The sequence below is a fragment of the Prescottella defluvii genome (genome assembly GCF_000738775.1).
In the GTDB taxonomy this organism is placed as follows: domain Bacteria; phylum Actinomycetota; class Actinomycetes; order Mycobacteriales; family Mycobacteriaceae; genus Prescottella; species Prescottella defluvii.
Genome location: NZ_JPOC01000015.1, coordinates 17548 through 33445 on the forward strand (window position 1 = coordinate 17548; position 15898 = coordinate 33445).

The following is a 15898-nucleotide window of genomic DNA, read 5'->3' on the forward strand; positions in this document are numbered from 1 at the left end:
TCGTCGGAGGGGCCGGGCCCGTCGAGCGCCCGACCGTCCGCCCAGTATCGAGCACGCCGTCGGAGAACAGACCGCCCGGTCACCCGTTCGGAGGGGCGTCGCCCACCGGGAAACGAGGATGCCCGGCCGCGAACCCGACGGGTACACTCGGCCATTCACGCGTCCCGCACTCCGAGCGGGGCGCGTTGTTTTGCATGTATCCAACGCGCGCGCTCGGGCGACGAGTGCGGCAGGCAGATGAGCGGGTGAACACGGTGCCTACCGGCAAGGTGAAGTGGTACGACGTCGAGAAGGGTTTCGGCTTCCTGTCCCAGGACGAGGGTGAGGACGTCTACGTCCGCGCGTCCGCGCTGCCCGAGGGCGTCGACGGTCTCAAGGCCGGTCAGCGCGTCGAGTTCGGCATGGCCGCCGGCCGCCGCGGACCGCAGGCGCTGAGCGTCAAGGTGCTCGATCCGGCGCCGACCGTGCGTCAGGGCGGCGGTGGACGCAAGGAACCCGTCGCGCGCAAGCACTCGCCCGACGAACTGCACGGCATGGTCGAGGACATGATCACGCTGCTCGAGGCCACGATCCAGCCGGATCTGCGCAAGGGCAAGTACCCGGACCGCAAGACCGCGCAGCGGATCTCCGAGGTGGTCCGCGCCGTCGCGCGCGAACTCGACAGCTGACGTCCGGCCACTGCCACGAGCAGTCCCCGACAGACGAGAACTGGCGCCTTCCGATGATCATCGGAAGGCGCCCGTTCTTCTCTGCCTCTGAGGTCAGGACGCGGACGGGGCGACCTGCCCGCCGCCGGGCAGCGGCATCGTCTGCAACGCCCACACCGGCGCCAACCCGCCCTGCGCGGGCAGCTGGATGATGGCGCTGATCAGCTGCTCACCCGGATTGCCGGGCACCGTCACCGCCCACGCCTCACCGGGCTTGTAGTCGCGGTAGCCCTCGAAGATCTCCCCGGTCATCGGGTTCCCGATCTGGACGTTCAGACGCCAGTCGGAGTCCGCGACCTCCTTCGGCAGCGACAGCTGCAGCGGGTATCCCTCGGGCACGTGCAGTTCGACGATCTCGAGGCCCTCGCACTGCAGCGTCGGGTCGCAGAAACCGGGAACGACGCTGGCGGTCTCCTGCTTGGAGTACGCGGTGATGGTCGGCAGCTTCTCCTCCGACTGACCGACGAGATAGGCGACTACCCCCGCGAGACCGGCCGCCGCGACCACAGCTAGGGCCGCGATCAGCGCGACAATCTTCTTCGTCCGGTCCTGCATCATGGATGTCCGTTTCTCGTTCGGTGGATCAGTCGGCACGAGGGCTGTGGCCGACAGTGGTCTCCTGGTTCACGTGCTCCGGGCGCTTGCCGCCCAGTCCCGGGAGCAGTGACGCGCCGCGGTACGTGAGGACGGTCTGCACCAGACCGATCGTAAGCACCACCGACACCACCGTGAAACCGATCCACAGTTCGGTGGGCAGCAGGACGCCCATCGCGCCGCCGATCACCCAGCTGAGCTGGAGGACCGTCTCGGACCGGCCGAAACCGGAGGCGATGGACTCTTCGGGCAGGTCCTGCTGCAGGGAGGCGTCCAACGACACCTTCGCCAGGGCGCTGGCCGCCGACGCCACGAGGGCCGCGAGCGCCGCGGTCAGCAGATTCCCGGTGACCGCCGCGATGATCGCGACGACCGTCACCGCGATCGTGCAGCGCAGCACCATCGCCGCCGGACGCCCCAACTCCAGGCGGGCACCGGCGGCATTGCCGGCGAAATTGCCGATGCCGGCGGCCGCACCGACCAGGCCGAGCATTGCGGCCTGCATCAACGCCGCATGCTCGGTGCTGGCCTTCGCGACGAACGCGATGTACAGCGTCAGGAACCCGGTGAGCACCCGGATGGTGCCGTTGCCCCACAGTCCGGTCACCACCGTGCGGCCCAGCGGCTGGCGACGCTTGTCCGGTTTGACGCCCGCCATCGCGGACACGTCGATCAGTTCGGTGGGGGAGTCGTCGCCGTGGAAGGTCAGCTTCGCGGGCACCTCACCCTCGGTGACCTCCACCCACGCCGGGATCCGCATGCTCAGGTACGCGCCGAACGCGGTGATGATCGCCGCCAACCACAGTGGCGCCGACGTGGACCCGGTGACCAGTGCCAGCGCGCCGGCCAGCGCACCCGCACCGATGGTGCCGCCGAGCAGGCCGAACACCGTCAGCCGCGAATTGACCCGCACCAGATCGATTTCCGGTGGCAGCACACGCGGCGTCACGGCGCTCTTGAGGACCGAGAACGATTTGCTGAGCACCATCATGCCCAGTGCACACGGGTACAGCGCCCAACTGTCGAAGTTGAAGACGAGGACCAGCGCCAGCACCGTCCGCAGCGCGAACGACGACGCCAACGCGATCCGGCGGCCCCGCTGCAGACGGTCCAGCGCCGGACCGATCAGCGGCGCGATCACCGCGAACGGCGCGATCGTGATCAACAGGTACAGCGCGACCTTGGTCTTGTCCTCGCCGGTGGCCGCGGAGAAGAACAACGTGTTCGCCAACGCCACCGCGATCGCGGCGTCGGTCGCGAAGTTCGCCATCACCGCATACGTCAGCGCGGTGAGCCCGGACTTGTCGGCACCGTCCGCGGTCGCGGCCCGCCGGAACGTCGCAATGGACTTGTTGGTCAGCTCCCGGCTGCGCATCGCCGCGACGCGGGTGACCGTCAACTTCCGCGGCATCGGCCGCGGCTGCGGTGCCTCGACGTCGTCGTCCGGCACGTCCGCCTTGGAGAACTGCTTGGTCGACCGCTCCGGAGGCTCCGGCTCGCCCCGTCCGGGGCCCTGTCCGTTCGGCCCCGACGGGATGCGTTCGGTGGGCGCCGACCGGTCGACGGGATGCAGCGGCGGCAGCGGCGCACGCCGGGCGGTGGACCGTCGGGCGGGCGGATAGTTGTCGTAGCCGGGGTGTCGCCGGGGCGCGGGGTTACGCGGGTCCTGCCCACGCCGGTCGGCGTCGTGGGGTTCGCGAGGTCCGGTCACCCCCCAATTCTGTCCTAGTCCCCGGACATTGCACGACACGGGCGGTCTGTTCCTGCTCGTTCGGACGTGTCGACTGCGTCACGCCCGGCCCGGGTGCACCCTCAGTCGACGAACCGGACCTCGAACATGCGCGGCCACAGCTTCCCCGTCACCAGGAAACGGTCCGTGCCCGGAATCTGCGCGATGCCGTTCAGGACGTCGATGTCGGCGCTCGCTCCGGCTGGCAGGGCGGCGCGCAGCGCGGCGGCATCGATCCGGCCGACCGCAACCCCGGACGCGGGATCGATCCGCAGGATGGTGTCCGTCTGCCACACGTTCGCGTACACCGAACCGTCACTGGCGCATTCGAGTTCGTTGAGCTCATCGACCGGGCGGCCGTCGAGGGTGACCTCCACCGATCCCGTCGGCTCGAACGTCGCCGGATCGCGGAACGTCAGGGCGCCGGAGCCGTCGCTCATCACCAACCGGTCCGGCTGCGCACACAGCCCCCACCCCTCGCCGTCGTACCGGACCCGCCGCTCCTCGGCGAGGGTGCCGCGATCGCGGGCGACGGCGACACCGTCCTTCCACGTGAGCTGCCACACCGTGTCGTCGACGACGGTGATGCCCTCCCCGAACATCGGTTGCGGCAGATCGGCGCGCGCCCGCTCGGCGCCGGTGTCCAACTCGGTGGCCCGCACCCACGACCGGCCCACCAGACCGGTGCTCTCGTACAGCGTGCCGTCGGAGATCTCGAGGCCCTGCGTGAACGCGTCCGGGTCGTGCGGAAGTTCGCGGACGATCTCCGGACGCAGCGACTGCGCTACCGTCACCTGCTCCGGTGGGGCGTCGTCGTCGGTGCCGGCGGAGCACCCGGCGAGCAGCGCAACCGCCACCACGGACGCTCCGACAACGACGGGATACGGGGTGCGACGCCGATTCACCGGACCAGCATGGCAGCCCGAACGCGCACGGGCAGGACCCAGTGCGGCAAGATGGACATCGTGAGTGTTGCGTCGTCTCCACAGAGCGCCGTCGTGCGCCCCGTCCTGGCCGAAGCCGTCGAGCCCGCCCGAGCAGCACTGATCGCACTCGGTGAGGGTGGTGTGGGGAAGCACCTGGGCGTGACCGGCGAAGATTTCTGCGCTGCCACCCACCGGTTCGAGGCAGAGTTGCCGGGCTATCGCGGCTGGCAGTGGGCCGTCGTGGTCGCTGCCGCCCCCGATTCCGATCACGTGACGATCAGTGAACTGGCGCTGCTGCCGGGACCCGACGCCCTCGTCGCCCCCGACTGGCTGCCGTGGGATCGGCGGGTCCGTGCCGGCGACCTGTCGCCCGGCGACCTGCTGGCCCCGCCCGCCGACGACGTCCGCCTGGTGCCGGGCTACGTCGCGACCGGCGACCCCGAGGTCGACGACGTCGCGCTCGAGATCGGCCTCGGCCGCAAGCAGGTCATGAGTCGCGAGGGCCGCCTGGACTGCGCCGAACGCTGGCACGACGGCGAGTTCGGCCCGGACTCGGAGATGGCGAAGGCCGCGCCGTCCACGTGCGACCTGTGCGGTTTCTACCTGCCGCTGTCCGGTTCGCTGCACGCGGCGTTCGGTGTGTGCGGAAACGAGATGGCCTCCGACGGGCACGTCGTGCACGCCGCCCACGGCTGCGGCGCACACTCCGACACGACCCTGCCGACCGGCGCCGGGACCCCGCGCTACGACGCGTACGACGACGCCGCCATCGAGGTCGTCGAGCTCGACCGGCCCGCCGATCCCGAGCCCCCGCTGGACCCGGCATCGAGCAACTGACGGATCCGTTCGGCACCGCGGCGCTGCGCGAAGGGACGCTCCTCGCGTGGCGGAACTCGCCGACACGCCTGCGCGAGGACGCCGCCGCGGAAGCCGACCTGGTCCGCGCCGGCTACCGGGACCGGCTGCTCACCGAACTGGCGCAGAACGCCGCCGACGCCGCCGCGCGCGCCGGGATCCCCGGCACCCTGCGGGTCCGGCTGCACGACGACGTGCTGCGGATCGCGAACACCGGCGCCCCCCTCGACGTCGACGGCGTGCACGCGCTGGCCGCGCTCCGCGCCTCCGGCAAGACCGGCAGCGCATCCGGGATCGGACGGTTCGGTGTCGGATTCACCGCGGTCCGGTCCGTGAGCGACGAGGTGGAACTGCGCTCCACCAGCGGATCGCTGCTGTTCTCCGCCGCCCGCACCCGCGCCGCCGTCACCGAGGCGGGCCTGGACCTGCCCGCCGCCGGCGTCCCGGCACTGCGCCTGGTGTGGGCCACCGACGAGACGCCGCCGACCGGATTCGACACCGAGGTGGTGCTGCGGGTGCGGCCCGGGGTCGACGCCGCCGCCCTGCTCGCCGGATTCGCCGCCGAGGCCGTCGACCTGCTGCTGGAGCTCCCCGCGATCGCGACCATCGAGATCGGCGACACGGTGCTGCACCGCACCGAACGCGACCTCGACGGCGAGCGTGCCGGGCTCACCGAGATCACCGTCGGCGACCGCACCTGGTGGCAGTACCGGACCGACACCGCCCGCTGGCTCGTCCCGGTGGTCGACGGCCGCGTCCGCCCCGTCACCGACGACGTCCTGCGCGCCCCCACCCGTTCCGACGAGGAATTGTCGATCCCGGCGCTGCTGATCGCCGACGTCGCGATGCAACCCGACCGCCGACGCGTCCTGCCCGGCACGCCGCTGACCGGAGTGGCCCACGGCTACGCGCGGTTCGTCGCGGCGATCCCGCGCGACCAGCGCCCGAACCTGGTGCCGCAGCCCGGATTCGCGCGCAGTGAGGTGGACGCGACGCTCCGCGAGGACCTGCTCCGCGAACTCCGCACCCAGCCGTGGGTGCCCGCCGCCCGCACCGCGGCGGACCCGGACGCCGCCGACCTCGTCCCCACCCGGGCGACCGTGATCCCCGGACTGACCGAGGCCCTCGCCGACGCCCTCGCCGACGCCGTGCCCGACCTGGTCGACCCGCAGCTGTCGGGTCCGCGGCACGCCCCGGCCCTGGCGGCGGTGGACACGCACCGGATGGGCCTGGCGCGCATCGCGGAACTGTTGGGCGGCCAGCACCGGGAGCCGTCCTGGTGGCGCGCCCTCTACGACGCGCTCGAGCCGCTGGTGGTCGACGCCCTCGCCGTCGAAGAGCTTGCCGCCGTTCCGGTTCCGCTCGCCGACGGCCGTACCGTCACCGGCCCGCGCACCACCGTCGTGGGCACCGACCTGGGACACGCGCTGGACGCCGCCGTCGGGGCCCTGGACTGGGTCCGACTGGTGCATCCGGACGCCGCCCACCCGCTGCTGGACCGGTTGGGAGCCGCGCGGGCGACCGCCGGGGACCTGCTGTCCGATCCCGCGCTGCGCGCCCGCATCGAGGACCTCGACTACGACGATCCCACCGCCGCAACCGAATTGGCGACCGCGGTGCTCTCGTTGGTCGGACTCGCGGCCCCGGACACCCAGCCGGGCTGGCTGGGTGAGCTGCCGCTGCCCGACAGCGACGGCGAACTGGTGCCCGCCGACGAACTGCTGCTGCCCGGCGCCCCGCTCGCCGACGTGCTCGACGACGACTCGCTGTTCGGCACCGTCGACACCGCCCTCGTCGAGCGGGTGGGGGAGGAACCGCTGCGCGCGCTCGGCGTCGGCTGGGGTTTCACGGTGATGCGCGCCGAACTGCCCACCGGCCCCGAACACGACCTCGACGACGAGCCCCGCTGGTGGGACACCCTCACCGACGACCCGGAGACGCTGATCGCGGTGCGGGACCTGGACCTGGTCGACCCCGCGCGATGGTCGCAGGCACTGACCCTGCTCGCCGCGGACCCGGCCACCGCCGCCACGCTCACCGACCGCGACGGCTACACCGCGTGGTGGCTGCGCACCCACGCCGAGATCGACGGACGACGCCTCGGCCAGCTCCGCGCCCCCGACGACGACACCTTCGCCGGACTGCTCGACGCCCTCGACCACCCGGCCGCACCCGCGCTGGCCGCCGCGCTCGCACCGGCCACCGTCGACGACACCGGACTGGCCGGGGTGCTGCTCGACCGCCTCGCCGACCCGCAGCGCACCGCCACCCCCGACGTCGTGACCCGCACCCACCGGTTGCTGGCGGAGGCCGCCGACCGCGGCGTGCTCGACCTCGACGACCTGAACCTGCCGGCCGGGGTGCGCAGCCTCGCCGGCACCGTCGCCGATCCCGACGTCGCGCTGGTGCTCGACCGCGGCCACCTCGGCGCCGTCGTCCCACCCGAACGCCTGGTGCTCGGCGGGTTGGACACCGCGCCGGCCCTCGCGGACCTGCTGGACCTGCCGCTCGCGTCGGCCGCCGTCCACGCGCAGGTGCTCGGGGACGGCGAACCCAGCACGTGGGACCGGGAACCGGGCGCGGTGCTCGCGTGCACGGTGCTGGGGCTGCCGCTGCCGAGTGGAACCGTCGTCGTGCACGACGACCTCGTCGTCCGGCTCGGCGGTGCCCTCGACGGCGACGTCGCCGTCGCCTGGTGGGTGGACGACGACGGCCGGACCCACTGCCGACGCCGTCCGTGAGGGGAGAGTCATGTCGTTCGATCAGTCGGTGCTGGACTGGATGCTCGACATCCGCACCCCGGCACTCACCGACGCCGTCACCGTCGTCACCAACAGCGGCGGCACGGTCGCGGCGTTCGTCATCTCCGCCGTCGTGACGATCACGCTGCTGTATCGCCGCTACACGGCCGAGGCCGTCATGGTCGCCGGCGCAATGCTCTCCGGCTGGGCCGCGATGAGCCTGCTCAAACTTTTGTTCGGGCGGCCACGGCCGCCGCTGCCCGAGCGTCTGGTGATGCTCGAGAGCTACTCGTTCCCGTCCGGGCACGCGATGATGTCCGCGATCCTCGCGTGCGTGCTCGGCGCGGTGGTGGTGCGGATCGTCGCCCCCGGCGTCGGACGGATCCTGCTGCTGGCACTGCTCGCGTGCTACACCCTCGCCGTCGGGCTCTCGCGGGTGTATCTGGGCGCACACTGGCTCACCGACGTGCTCGCCGGGTGGACGTTCGGTGTGGCGTGGGCCGCACTGTGGGTGTGGGCGATCAGCCGCCGGACGGCACGATCGACACGCACGAATTCCGTGTGAAATCCCTCACCGGGCGCATCGGGTGACGGCCGCGCCGTCCAGCGCTCAGAGCAGGCCGCGCTGCGCGCCCCGACTGCCGCGACGCGCGGCCCGCCGCTGAACGAGGAACAACGCGAATCCCAGGAGGCCCAGGGCGGTTCCGGCGAGACAGACCGGAAGTGCGTCGCTCCAGCGGTCACCTCCCAGCAGCACCACGACGGTCGCCACGACCCACGCCGCCGTCCCCACCACGAGCACCGGACGGGGGTCGGAGAGCCGGGTCAGCAGCGTCGGCGTGCTATGGATTTCGGTCACACGATTAAGTTACCCGTGGTCCGGTGCCCTAATCTGCCAGGTGCGAAACCCCACCTCCCGGCGATTGGACCGAAACTCGACATGGCGGTTACCGAGAAAACCCCCGAGCCCACGCGGCCGTCGGCGCCCTCACGGATGCTCGACACCTACTTCAAGATCACTGAGCGTGGCTCGACCATCAGCACCGAGGTCCGCGGCGGCCTGGTCACGTTCGTGGCCATGGCGTACATCATCGTCCTCAACCCGCTGATCCTCGGTAGCTTCTCGGCCGACGACGCCTCCGCCAAGACCGACGTGCTCGGCAACATCCTGCCGGTCAGTCAGGTCGCCGCCGTCACCGCGCTTGTCGCGGGTCTGATGAGCATCGCCTTCGGCATCATCGCGAACTATCCGTTCGGTATCGCCGCCGGTCTGGGAATCAACAGCCTCCTCGCCGTGTCGATCGCGCCGCAGGTCACCTGGCCGGAGGCGATGGGTCTGGTCGTCATCGACGGCATCATCATCGTCGCGCTCGCCGTGACCGGTTTCCGCACCGCCGTCTTCAACGCGATCCCGCGGGAACTCAAGGCCGCGATCGCCGCCGGCATCGGCATGTTCATCGCGTTCATCGGCCTGGTCGATGCCGGCTTCGTGCGCCGCATCCCCGACGCCGCCGGCACGTCCGTCCCCGTCGGCCTCGGCATCAACGGCTCGATCGGTGCCTGGCCGACCGTGGTCTTCGTCTTCGGTGTCCTGCTCATGGGCATCCTCGTGGTCCGCAAGGTTCGCGGCGGCCTGCTGATCGGCATCGTCGTCACCACCGTGCTCGCCGCGATCATCGAGGCCGTCTTCGACGTCGGCGCCTCCAAGGGCGTCGACCCCAAGGGCTGGAACCTCAGCGTGCCCGTGGTGCCCGACGTCATCGCGCAGCTGCCCGACCTGAGCCTCGTCGGCGACGTCAGCATCTTCGGCGCCTTCACCCGCATCGGTGTCCTCGCCGCCAGCCTCCTGGTCTTCACCCTGGTCCTCGCCAACTTCTTCGACGCGATGGGCACCATGACCGGCCTCGGCAAGGAAGCCGGGCTCACCGACAAGAACGACAACCTGCCCGGCGTCGGCAAGGCCCTCGTCGTCGAGGGTGCCGGCGCGATCGTCGGCGGCGGCGCGTCCGCGTCGTCGAACACCGTGTTCGTCGAGTCCGCCTCCGGCATCGCCGAAGGCGCCCGCACCGGCCTCGCCAACGTCATCACCGGCGTGCTGTTCCTCGCCGCGATGTTCCTCACGCCGCTGTACGCGGTGGTCCCCATCGAGGCGGCCGCCCCGGCCCTCGTCGTGGTGGGCGCGTTGATGATCGGGCAGGTGCGCGACATCGACTTCGGCAAGTTCTCGGTCGCGCTCCCCGCGTTCCTCACGATCGTCACCATGCCGTTCACGTACTCCATCGCCAACGGCATCGGCATCGGCTTCATCTCCTACGTCGTCCTCGCGGCCGCCGGCGGCAACGCCAAGAAGGTGCACCCGCTGCTGTGGTTCGTCGCGGCACTGTTCGTCGCGTACTTCGCGGTCGGCCCGATCACCGACGCCGTTACGTGATTGGCGGGGCGCGAGTTCCCGTATTGTTCAGTTCTGTGACATCGGATACTCGCGCCCTGGCCAGCGACCTGTCGTTAGCGGTTGTGCGTCTCGCACGTCAGCTGCGGGGACGGCGCGCAGAAGCCCAGGTTTCGCTGACGCAACTGTCGGCGCTCGCCACCCTCGCCTCCGAGGGCTCGATGACGCCGGGCGCGTTGGCCGCTCGTGAGAAGGTCCAGCCGCCGTCGATGACCCGGGTCATCGCATCGCTCGCCGACCTCGGACTCGTCGATCGCACACCGCATCCCACCGACGGCCGCCAGATCATCGTCTCGCTCTCGGACTCCGGCCACGCCCTCATCGAGGGGGAGACCCAGGCGCGCGAGGCGTGGATGACCGAGAAGCTGTCGGGCCTCGCCGACGACGAGATCGACACCCTGCGCAACGCCGTCACGATCATCTCCGACCTGGTCGCCGACAAAGGCTGAACGCCCTCCGAAGACCCGGTCACCGGGACCGGCCCTTCGCGCGCCGCCGGACTGTCGACAAGATCGCAGTGTGTCAACCGATTCCGCGCCGCCCACCATGTTCGGGGCTCTGCGCTCGCGCAACTACCGGTACTTCGTCACCGGACAGGCCGTGTCGCTGGTCGGCACCTGGATGCAGCGGATCGCGCAGGACTGGCTGGTCCTGACCCTTTCCGGCGGTGACGGATTCGCCGTCGGCGTCGTGATGGCCCTGCAGTTCGGCCCCACCCTGTTCCTGTCGATGTACGGCGGCGTGCTCGCCGACCGTTACGACAAGCGGCGCATCCTGATGACGTCCCTGGTCGCGATGGGCGCGTTCGGCCTGATCCTCGGACTGCTCGACGTCGGTGGCGTGGTGCAACTGTGGCACGTCTACGTGCTGTCGTTCGCGCTGGGCTGCGTGACCGCACTGGAAACGCCTGTCCGCCAGTCGTTCACCATCGAGATGGTGGGCCCCGACCGACTCGCGAACGCAATCGCGTTGAACTCCATGATGTTCAACGCCGCCCGCATCGTCGGCCCGGCGATCTCCGGCGTGCTGATCACATGGATCGGCACCGGGCCCGTCTTCCTCGTCAACGCCGCGTCCTTCGTCGCGGTGTTCGCCTCGCTCGCCTGGATGCGGGAAGGCGAACTCACCCGCTCGACGCCCGCGCCGCGCGCCAAAGGACAGGTGCGGGAGGGCTTCCGGTACGTGCGGACCCGAGCCGACCTCACCGTCATCCTCCTCACCGTCTTCGTCGTCTCTACCTTCGGGCTCAACTTCTCACTCACCCTTGCGGTCCTGGCCCGCAACACCTTCGACAAGGGCGCCGACGCCTTCGGCCTGCTCTCCACGATGCTCGCGATAGGCATGCTGGCCGGCGCCACTCTCGCCGCCCGGAGACTGTCGACCCCGACCGTCCACTGGTGTCTCGGCGCCGCCGTCGGATTCGGCATCCTCGAGACCGTCGTCGGCCTCGTCCCGTCCTACCTCGCCGTCGCCCTCCTGCTCATCCCGACCGGCGCCCTCGTCCTCACCTTCTCCACCGCGGCGATGAGCATCCTGCAGATGTCGGTGCCGTCCGAGATGCGGGGCCGGGTGATGGGGATGTACATGCTCGCGTTCCTCGGCGGAACCCCACTGGGCGGACCGCTGCTGGGTTGGCTCGCCGACGCGGTCGACCCGCGCGCCCCACTCGTCGTCGGCGGACTGATCTCGCTCGCTGCGGGCCTGACCGCCGCACTCTACGTCCGGCGCGGGGCGGCCTTCGACCGCGCCGGGAAGATCGTGTAGCTCAGCGCGATGACGCCCCAGATTCCGAGTAGGACGGTGAGGGCGTCGATCCAGTCGGACAGGGCTGCGGTGCGACTCGGGTCGTCGACCATCGTGATCGCCGCGGTCAGCAGTCCGCACGAGATACCCCACGCGATCACGGCCTTCCCGAACTCGATCCACTCGCGGATCGCCCGGCCTGCGCCGTGCCGCGGCGGCTTCACCGGGGCCGGACCGTCCGCGAACCGATGCGCGAACCGGACGTCGGCCCAGCGGATGATGCTGTGCCCGAACGCCACCGAGAAGCCGATGTAGGCGGCCGCCAGGCCGTGACTCCACGATGCGGTACTGCCGCCGCGCAGGTCGATCGTGGTGGCGACGAGGAGGACGAGGTCGACCAGCGGCGCCCCGACCAGCAGTGCGGCACCCAGCCCGGGGCGGCGCAGCAGGTAGCGCGCGACGAGGCCGGCGCCGAGGAACACCCAGAAGAGGATCTCGCACAGGACGATCAGTTGCACGATCATGCCCGACCTCGTTTCTGGTACGACTGTGTTAGCAGTTCGAAAGCTAGCACAGTCGTGCTAGTTTTGCGACGTGGTGAAGAGACCGAGTCCCGAGCGCAGACGTGAGGAGATCGCCGACGCCGTGCTGCGCGTGATCCGCCGCGACGGCATCGGCGCAGCCAGCGTGCGCACCGTCGCAGACGAAGCCGGCATGTCCACCGGGTCGCTCCGGCACTTCTTCGGCACCCAGTCCGAACTGCTGCTCTTCGCGATGGATCTCGTCACCAGGCGGGTCTACGACCGCATCGCCGGGATCGAGTTCAGCGGGGATCTGCGGGCCGACGTACGCGTTCTGGCGGAGCAGTTCGTCCCCCTCGACGACGATCGTCGCGGCGAGATGGAGGTGTGGCAGGCGTTCACCGTCGCCGCCCGGATCGACCCCACGCTCGCCGAGGTACGCGACCGGTCCGACCTTGCGGTGTACCACGGCTTCCTGGGGACCACCCGGGCGCTCGCCGAGGCCGGGGTGCTCCCGGCGTCCGCGGCCGAGATCGAGGCGATGCGGATCCACGCCCTGGTGGACGGTCTCGCGGCACACGGCCTCAACCATCCGCACCGGATCGGGCCCACGCAGATCCGCGCCGTCCTCGACGCGCACTTCGATGCGCTGTTCGCGGCGGGCGGGAGCGCCCGCTAACCGCCGATCACCCATGCGGCACGATGGATCCGTGGTTCACGTCATCGACATCGCAGACCCCGCCGACCCCCGGTTGGACGACTTCCGAGACCTCAACTCGTCGGATCGCCGGCCCGACCTGCCCGGAGGTAAGGGCCTGGTGATCGCCGAGGGCGTCCTGGTGGTGCAGCGGATGCTCGTGTCCCGCTTCACGCCGAGCGGACTGCTGGGCGTGGACCGTCGGCTGCGCGAGTTGTCCGACGACCTCGACGGCGTGGACGTGCCGTACTACCGGACCACCGCCGACGTCATGGCTCAGGTGGTGGGCTTCCACCTCAACCGCGGGGTGCTCGCCGCCGCGCACCGCCCGCCCGAACTCGATGTCGAGGACGTACTGCGCGATGCGCGCACGGTCGCGGTACTCGAGGGCGTCAACGACCACGAGAACATCGGCTCGATGTTCCGCAACGCGGCCGGCCTGGGCGTGGACGCGATCCTGTTCGGCGCGGCGGTGGCGGACCCGCTGTACCGCCGCGCGGTGCGGGTGTCGATGGGGCACGCGCTGCGGGTCCCGTTCGCGCAGGTTCCGGAGTGGCCGCGAGGTTTGAACATCCTGCGTGACAGGGGATTTCAGCTGATCTCGCTCACCCCCAACCCGTCCGCGCCGACGCTGGCCGAGGCCATGACCGGCGAGAAGGTCGCGCTCCTGCTCGGCGCGGAGGGCCCGGGCCTGACCGAAGATGCCATGCGCGCCACCGACGTCCGCGCCCGCATCCCGATGGCCGCGGGCACCGACTCGCTCAACGTCGCCACCGCTGCGGCGATGGCGTTCTACGAGCGCATCCGGACCGGCTCGTGACCGCGGCCCCGGCGTCGCCGCCCACCCCGTGGGGAACCGGACTGCTGGTCAGCGCCTTCGCGGCACTCGTGACGCTCGTCGGCGTGGTGGCCTTCGGTACCTCGCTGGCGCACATCCACGTGCTGCTCGCGCTCGGCTTCAACCTGGTGGCCGTCGGCGGCGCCGCCCCCACCGTGTGGCGCTGGAGGCACCGACCGGTATGGCGCTGGGTCGTGTACGGCCTCGCCGCTGGAGTGGTAATCGGATGGGCCGCTTTGCTTTTCGGAGCCCTCTGAAGGAAGTCAGTGACCGCGGCGGAACAGGCGGGCCAGCAGCGACGGCTTCCGCGGCGCCTGCTCGTGCTCGACCTCCCGATCCTGCGTTCGGGCCGGCGCCTGGTCCCGGGCGGTCTCGGCGTCCCGCGCGATGTCGCGCTCGGCGACGACTCGGAGCACCGACTCGGGGATCTGCCCGGGCGGGTACACCGCGAACCGGGAAACCGTGATCGACGACGGATCCAAGTCGTCGCCCAGCCACGCCCGGGGCGCCGCCTCCGCGAACTCGCCGGGATTGAACGGCAGCGTCTGCGGATCGGGCAGCACATCCAGGGACGGCCGCACCGGATGCTCCCCGGCCCAGAACGGACGCTCCCACACCTGGGGCAGACCCAGGTCCTCCACGATGTGAGCCGGTGTCGCACTGAACGATCGCTGCAGTTCACCGCGGTCCCAGTGCGCGAACGCACCCCACGAACCGGCCTTCGTCACCGGACTCGACGAGCACAGGTACGTGTGGCGGAATCCCGTCGGATCGATCCAGTGCTCGACCAGCGACGACGGCACCGGCGGCAGGGACTCGCCGGTGCGGACGACGACCACCCCGGGATACCACCCGGCGAGCACCTCGCCGGTCTCCGGCCTCGTGGCGTCCGAGAGCGGTTCGTCGCCGAGATACGACACCTCGAGTCCCGGATGCAACTGCCCGACGAGTGCGCGGGCGGCGTCCCGATCCGGTTCGGCGTCACGCAGAACCGTGGCGGGCTCGGCGGCGTCGACGTACCAGATGGTGGATGCGTTGACCCCCGGCACCAACGTCAGCCGCGCCCGTTGCTCCGAACGCCCAGCAGAACGTCGTCCCACGACGGCAACGCCGGCTTACCGCGCTTGTCCTTGCCGTTGGTGTGCTGGGGCGCGGTCCTCGGCTCGTCGTGATCGGCCGCGTCGACGGGCTCCGGTACATCGACCGGCTCCGCCGACTCTTCGTCGATATCGTTGTCCGCCAAGATGATCGGCGACTCTTCGACGGGCGCCTCGTGGTCGTGGTAGTGGTCCGGCTCCATGTCGGCGGGACCGTAGATGCCGTCGCTGGGGACGGGTGTCAGCCCGCGCAGCGGACGACCGAAATCGGGGTCGACGAGCTGGATGGCGGCGTCGTCGAGGGAATTGATGGTCCCGCCGTGCGCGTCGGGCTGGTAGCGCCAGTGCGCGGCGTTGGTGGTGCATCCGGCCTGCCACTGCAGCTGGGCCACCCAGTAACCGTCCTCGTCCTTCCACGCGTCCCACGTCGCGGCGTCGAGGTCGTGGCCCCGAGCGCGGAACGCCTGCGCAACGATCTCGGCCAGCGTGTCCACCGCGGGGCCGTCCGGCCGGACCGGGTGACCGGCCTGGGCCATCTCCGCCGCGCGACTGCGCTCGAGGAGTACCGGATGCGCGTAGCGCTCCACCTTGGAGTGCGGAATGCCCGCCTGCTCGGCGACCTGCTCGATGGATGCGCCGGCGCGGATACGGGCCTGGATCTCTCGCGGGCGAAGCTGACTGTCCGTCTCGATCTCGATCTGGCCGAGTCGAGCGATGTCTCCGCGGGAGGCCGCACGGAGTTTGTCGTCGGCGGGGAGTCGGAACTTCTCGCCGGTGTCCGGGTCAGAACACACCACGTGCGCGCCGCCAGGTTCGAGACCGATCACTCGCAGCTCTCGCACACTGTCCTCCTCGTCGCGCCGTCTCGCGATCACGCCGCAATCGACTGTAATTCATCTGTGACCAGTGTGCAGGAAAGACACGCGTGTGAATCATTTTCCTCGCGTTTCGCGCACTTGTCGTCGCGCCGCGGGGGCGTGGGGCGCGACGACAAGTGCGGG

The 15898-nt window shown here is 70.7% G+C and carries 17 protein-coding genes; 10 read left to right on the plus strand and 7 right to left on the minus strand.

Annotated features, from left to right (window positions below; translation table 11 throughout):
• Positions 1 to 254: 254 nt before the first annotated feature.
• Entirely contained in the window at positions 255 to 668 is a 414-nt protein-coding gene (locus IJ15_RS0105445; RefSeq protein ID WP_197059758.1) for a cold-shock protein, read from the plus strand.
• A 93-nt stretch (positions 669 to 761) separates the two neighbouring features.
• Here IJ15_RS0105445 and IJ15_RS0105450 read toward each other — a convergent pair whose 3' ends face one another.
• The 3 genes from IJ15_RS0105450 to IJ15_RS0105460 all read right to left on the minus strand — a co-directional run bounded on the left by IJ15_RS0105450 (position 762) and on the right by IJ15_RS0105460 (position 3935).
• Positions 762 to 1265 (minus strand): DUF2771 family protein, encoded by a 504-nt coding sequence (locus tag IJ15_RS0105450; protein ID WP_051918530.1) that lies wholly within the window; start codon positions 1263 to 1265, stop codon positions 762 to 764.
• Positions 1266 to 1290: 25 nt separating this feature from the next.
• On the minus strand, positions 1291 to 3012 hold the full coding sequence (locus IJ15_RS0105455) for an MFS transporter (protein WP_031937330.1): 1722 nt from the start codon (positions 3010 to 3012) through the stop codon (positions 1291 to 1293).
• Between the two features lie 101 nt (positions 3013 to 3113).
• A complete protein-coding gene (locus IJ15_RS0105460; RefSeq protein ID WP_051918531.1) occupies positions 3114 to 3935 on the minus strand; it encodes a glutaminyl-peptide cyclotransferase in 822 nt (273 codons plus the stop codon).
• A 51-nt stretch (positions 3936 to 3986) separates the two neighbouring features.
• On the opposite strand from IJ15_RS0105460, the gene IJ15_RS0105465 reads away from it, so the two are divergent.
• The 3 genes from IJ15_RS0105465 to IJ15_RS0105475 are packed head-to-tail and all read left to right on the plus strand — an operon-like array spanning position 3987 to position 8117.
• Positions 3987 to 4793: a DUF3027 domain-containing protein gene (locus IJ15_RS0105465; protein ID WP_231569430.1), complete on the plus strand. Its 807-nt coding sequence runs from the start codon at positions 3987 to 3989 to the stop codon at positions 4791 to 4793.
• A complete protein-coding gene (locus IJ15_RS0105470; RefSeq protein WP_031937333.1) occupies positions 4790 to 7552 on the plus strand; it encodes a sacsin N-terminal ATP-binding-like domain-containing protein in 2763 nt (920 codons plus the stop codon). The genes IJ15_RS0105465 and IJ15_RS0105470 overlap by 4 nt, the downstream gene beginning before the upstream one ends.
• 10 nt (positions 7553 to 7562) lie before the next feature.
• A complete protein-coding gene (locus IJ15_RS0105475; protein ID WP_031937334.1) occupies positions 7563 to 8117 on the plus strand; it encodes a phosphatase PAP2 family protein in 555 nt (184 codons plus the stop codon).
• Between the two features lie 45 nt (positions 8118 to 8162).
• Here the strand turns inward: IJ15_RS0105475 and IJ15_RS0105480 are convergent, their stop codons facing one another.
• Positions 8163 to 8411: a DUF2530 domain-containing protein gene (locus tag IJ15_RS0105480; protein WP_031937335.1), complete on the minus strand. Its 249-nt coding sequence runs from the start codon at positions 8409 to 8411 to the stop codon at positions 8163 to 8165.
• An 81-nt stretch (positions 8412 to 8492) separates the two neighbouring features.
• Here IJ15_RS0105480 and IJ15_RS0105485 point away from each other — a divergent pair, with 81 nt between their 5' ends.
• The 3 genes from IJ15_RS0105485 (at position 8493) to IJ15_RS0105495 (ending at position 11765) form a co-directional block, all read left to right on the plus strand.
• Positions 8493 to 9983 (plus strand): NCS2 family permease, encoded by a 1491-nt coding sequence (locus IJ15_RS0105485; RefSeq protein ID WP_051918533.1) that lies wholly within the window; start codon positions 8493 to 8495, stop codon positions 9981 to 9983.
• A gap of 35 nt (positions 9984 to 10018) precedes the next feature.
• Complete coding sequence (locus IJ15_RS0105490) at positions 10019 to 10450, plus strand: Rv0880 family HTH-type transcriptional regulator (RefSeq protein ID WP_031937337.1); 432 nt, start codon at positions 10019 to 10021, stop codon at positions 10448 to 10450.
• A 97-nt stretch (positions 10451 to 10547) separates the two neighbouring features.
• Positions 10548 to 11765, plus strand: a complete 1218-nt coding sequence (locus IJ15_RS0105495) for an MFS transporter (RefSeq protein WP_051918534.1) — start codon at positions 10548 to 10550, stop codon at positions 11763 to 11765.
• Here IJ15_RS0105495 and IJ15_RS0105500 read toward each other — a convergent pair.
• Positions 11717 to 12268: a hypothetical protein gene (locus IJ15_RS0105500; RefSeq protein WP_031937339.1), complete on the minus strand. Its 552-nt coding sequence runs from the start codon at positions 12266 to 12268 to the stop codon at positions 11717 to 11719. The two genes, IJ15_RS0105495 and IJ15_RS0105500, sit on opposite strands and share 49 nt — an antisense overlap.
• A 70-nt stretch (positions 12269 to 12338) precedes the next feature.
• Between IJ15_RS0105500 and IJ15_RS0105505 the strand changes: the two genes are divergently transcribed.
• From IJ15_RS0105505 to IJ15_RS0105515, 3 genes are read left to right on the plus strand one after another with little or no spacing between them, the layout of a single operon-like run.
• On the plus strand, positions 12339 to 12944 hold the full coding sequence (locus IJ15_RS0105505; protein ID WP_031937340.1) for a TetR/AcrR family transcriptional regulator: 606 nt from the start codon (positions 12339 to 12341) through the stop codon (positions 12942 to 12944).
• A gap of 31 nt (positions 12945 to 12975) precedes the next feature.
• Positions 12976 to 13782, plus strand: coding sequence for a TrmH family RNA methyltransferase (locus IJ15_RS0105510; RefSeq protein ID WP_031937341.1), 807 nt, complete (start codon positions 12976 to 12978; stop codon positions 13780 to 13782).
• Positions 13779 to 14057 (plus strand): DUF2537 domain-containing protein, encoded by a 279-nt coding sequence (locus IJ15_RS0105515; protein ID WP_031937342.1) that lies wholly within the window; start codon positions 13779 to 13781, stop codon positions 14055 to 14057. The genes IJ15_RS0105510 and IJ15_RS0105515 overlap by 4 nt, the downstream gene beginning before the upstream one ends.
• 6 nt (positions 14058 to 14063) lie before the next feature.
• Here the strand turns inward: IJ15_RS0105515 and IJ15_RS0105520 are convergent, their stop codons facing one another.
• Positions 14064 to 14900, minus strand: coding sequence for a DUF6928 family protein (locus IJ15_RS0105520; RefSeq protein ID WP_231569429.1), 837 nt, complete (start codon positions 14898 to 14900; stop codon positions 14064 to 14066).
• Entirely contained in the window at positions 14855 to 15739 is an 885-nt protein-coding gene (gene sepH / locus IJ15_RS0105525) for a septation protein SepH (protein ID WP_081880599.1), read from the minus strand. Before sepH ends, IJ15_RS0105520 begins: the two co-directional genes overlap by 46 nt.
• Positions 15740 to 15898 lie beyond the last annotated feature (159 nt).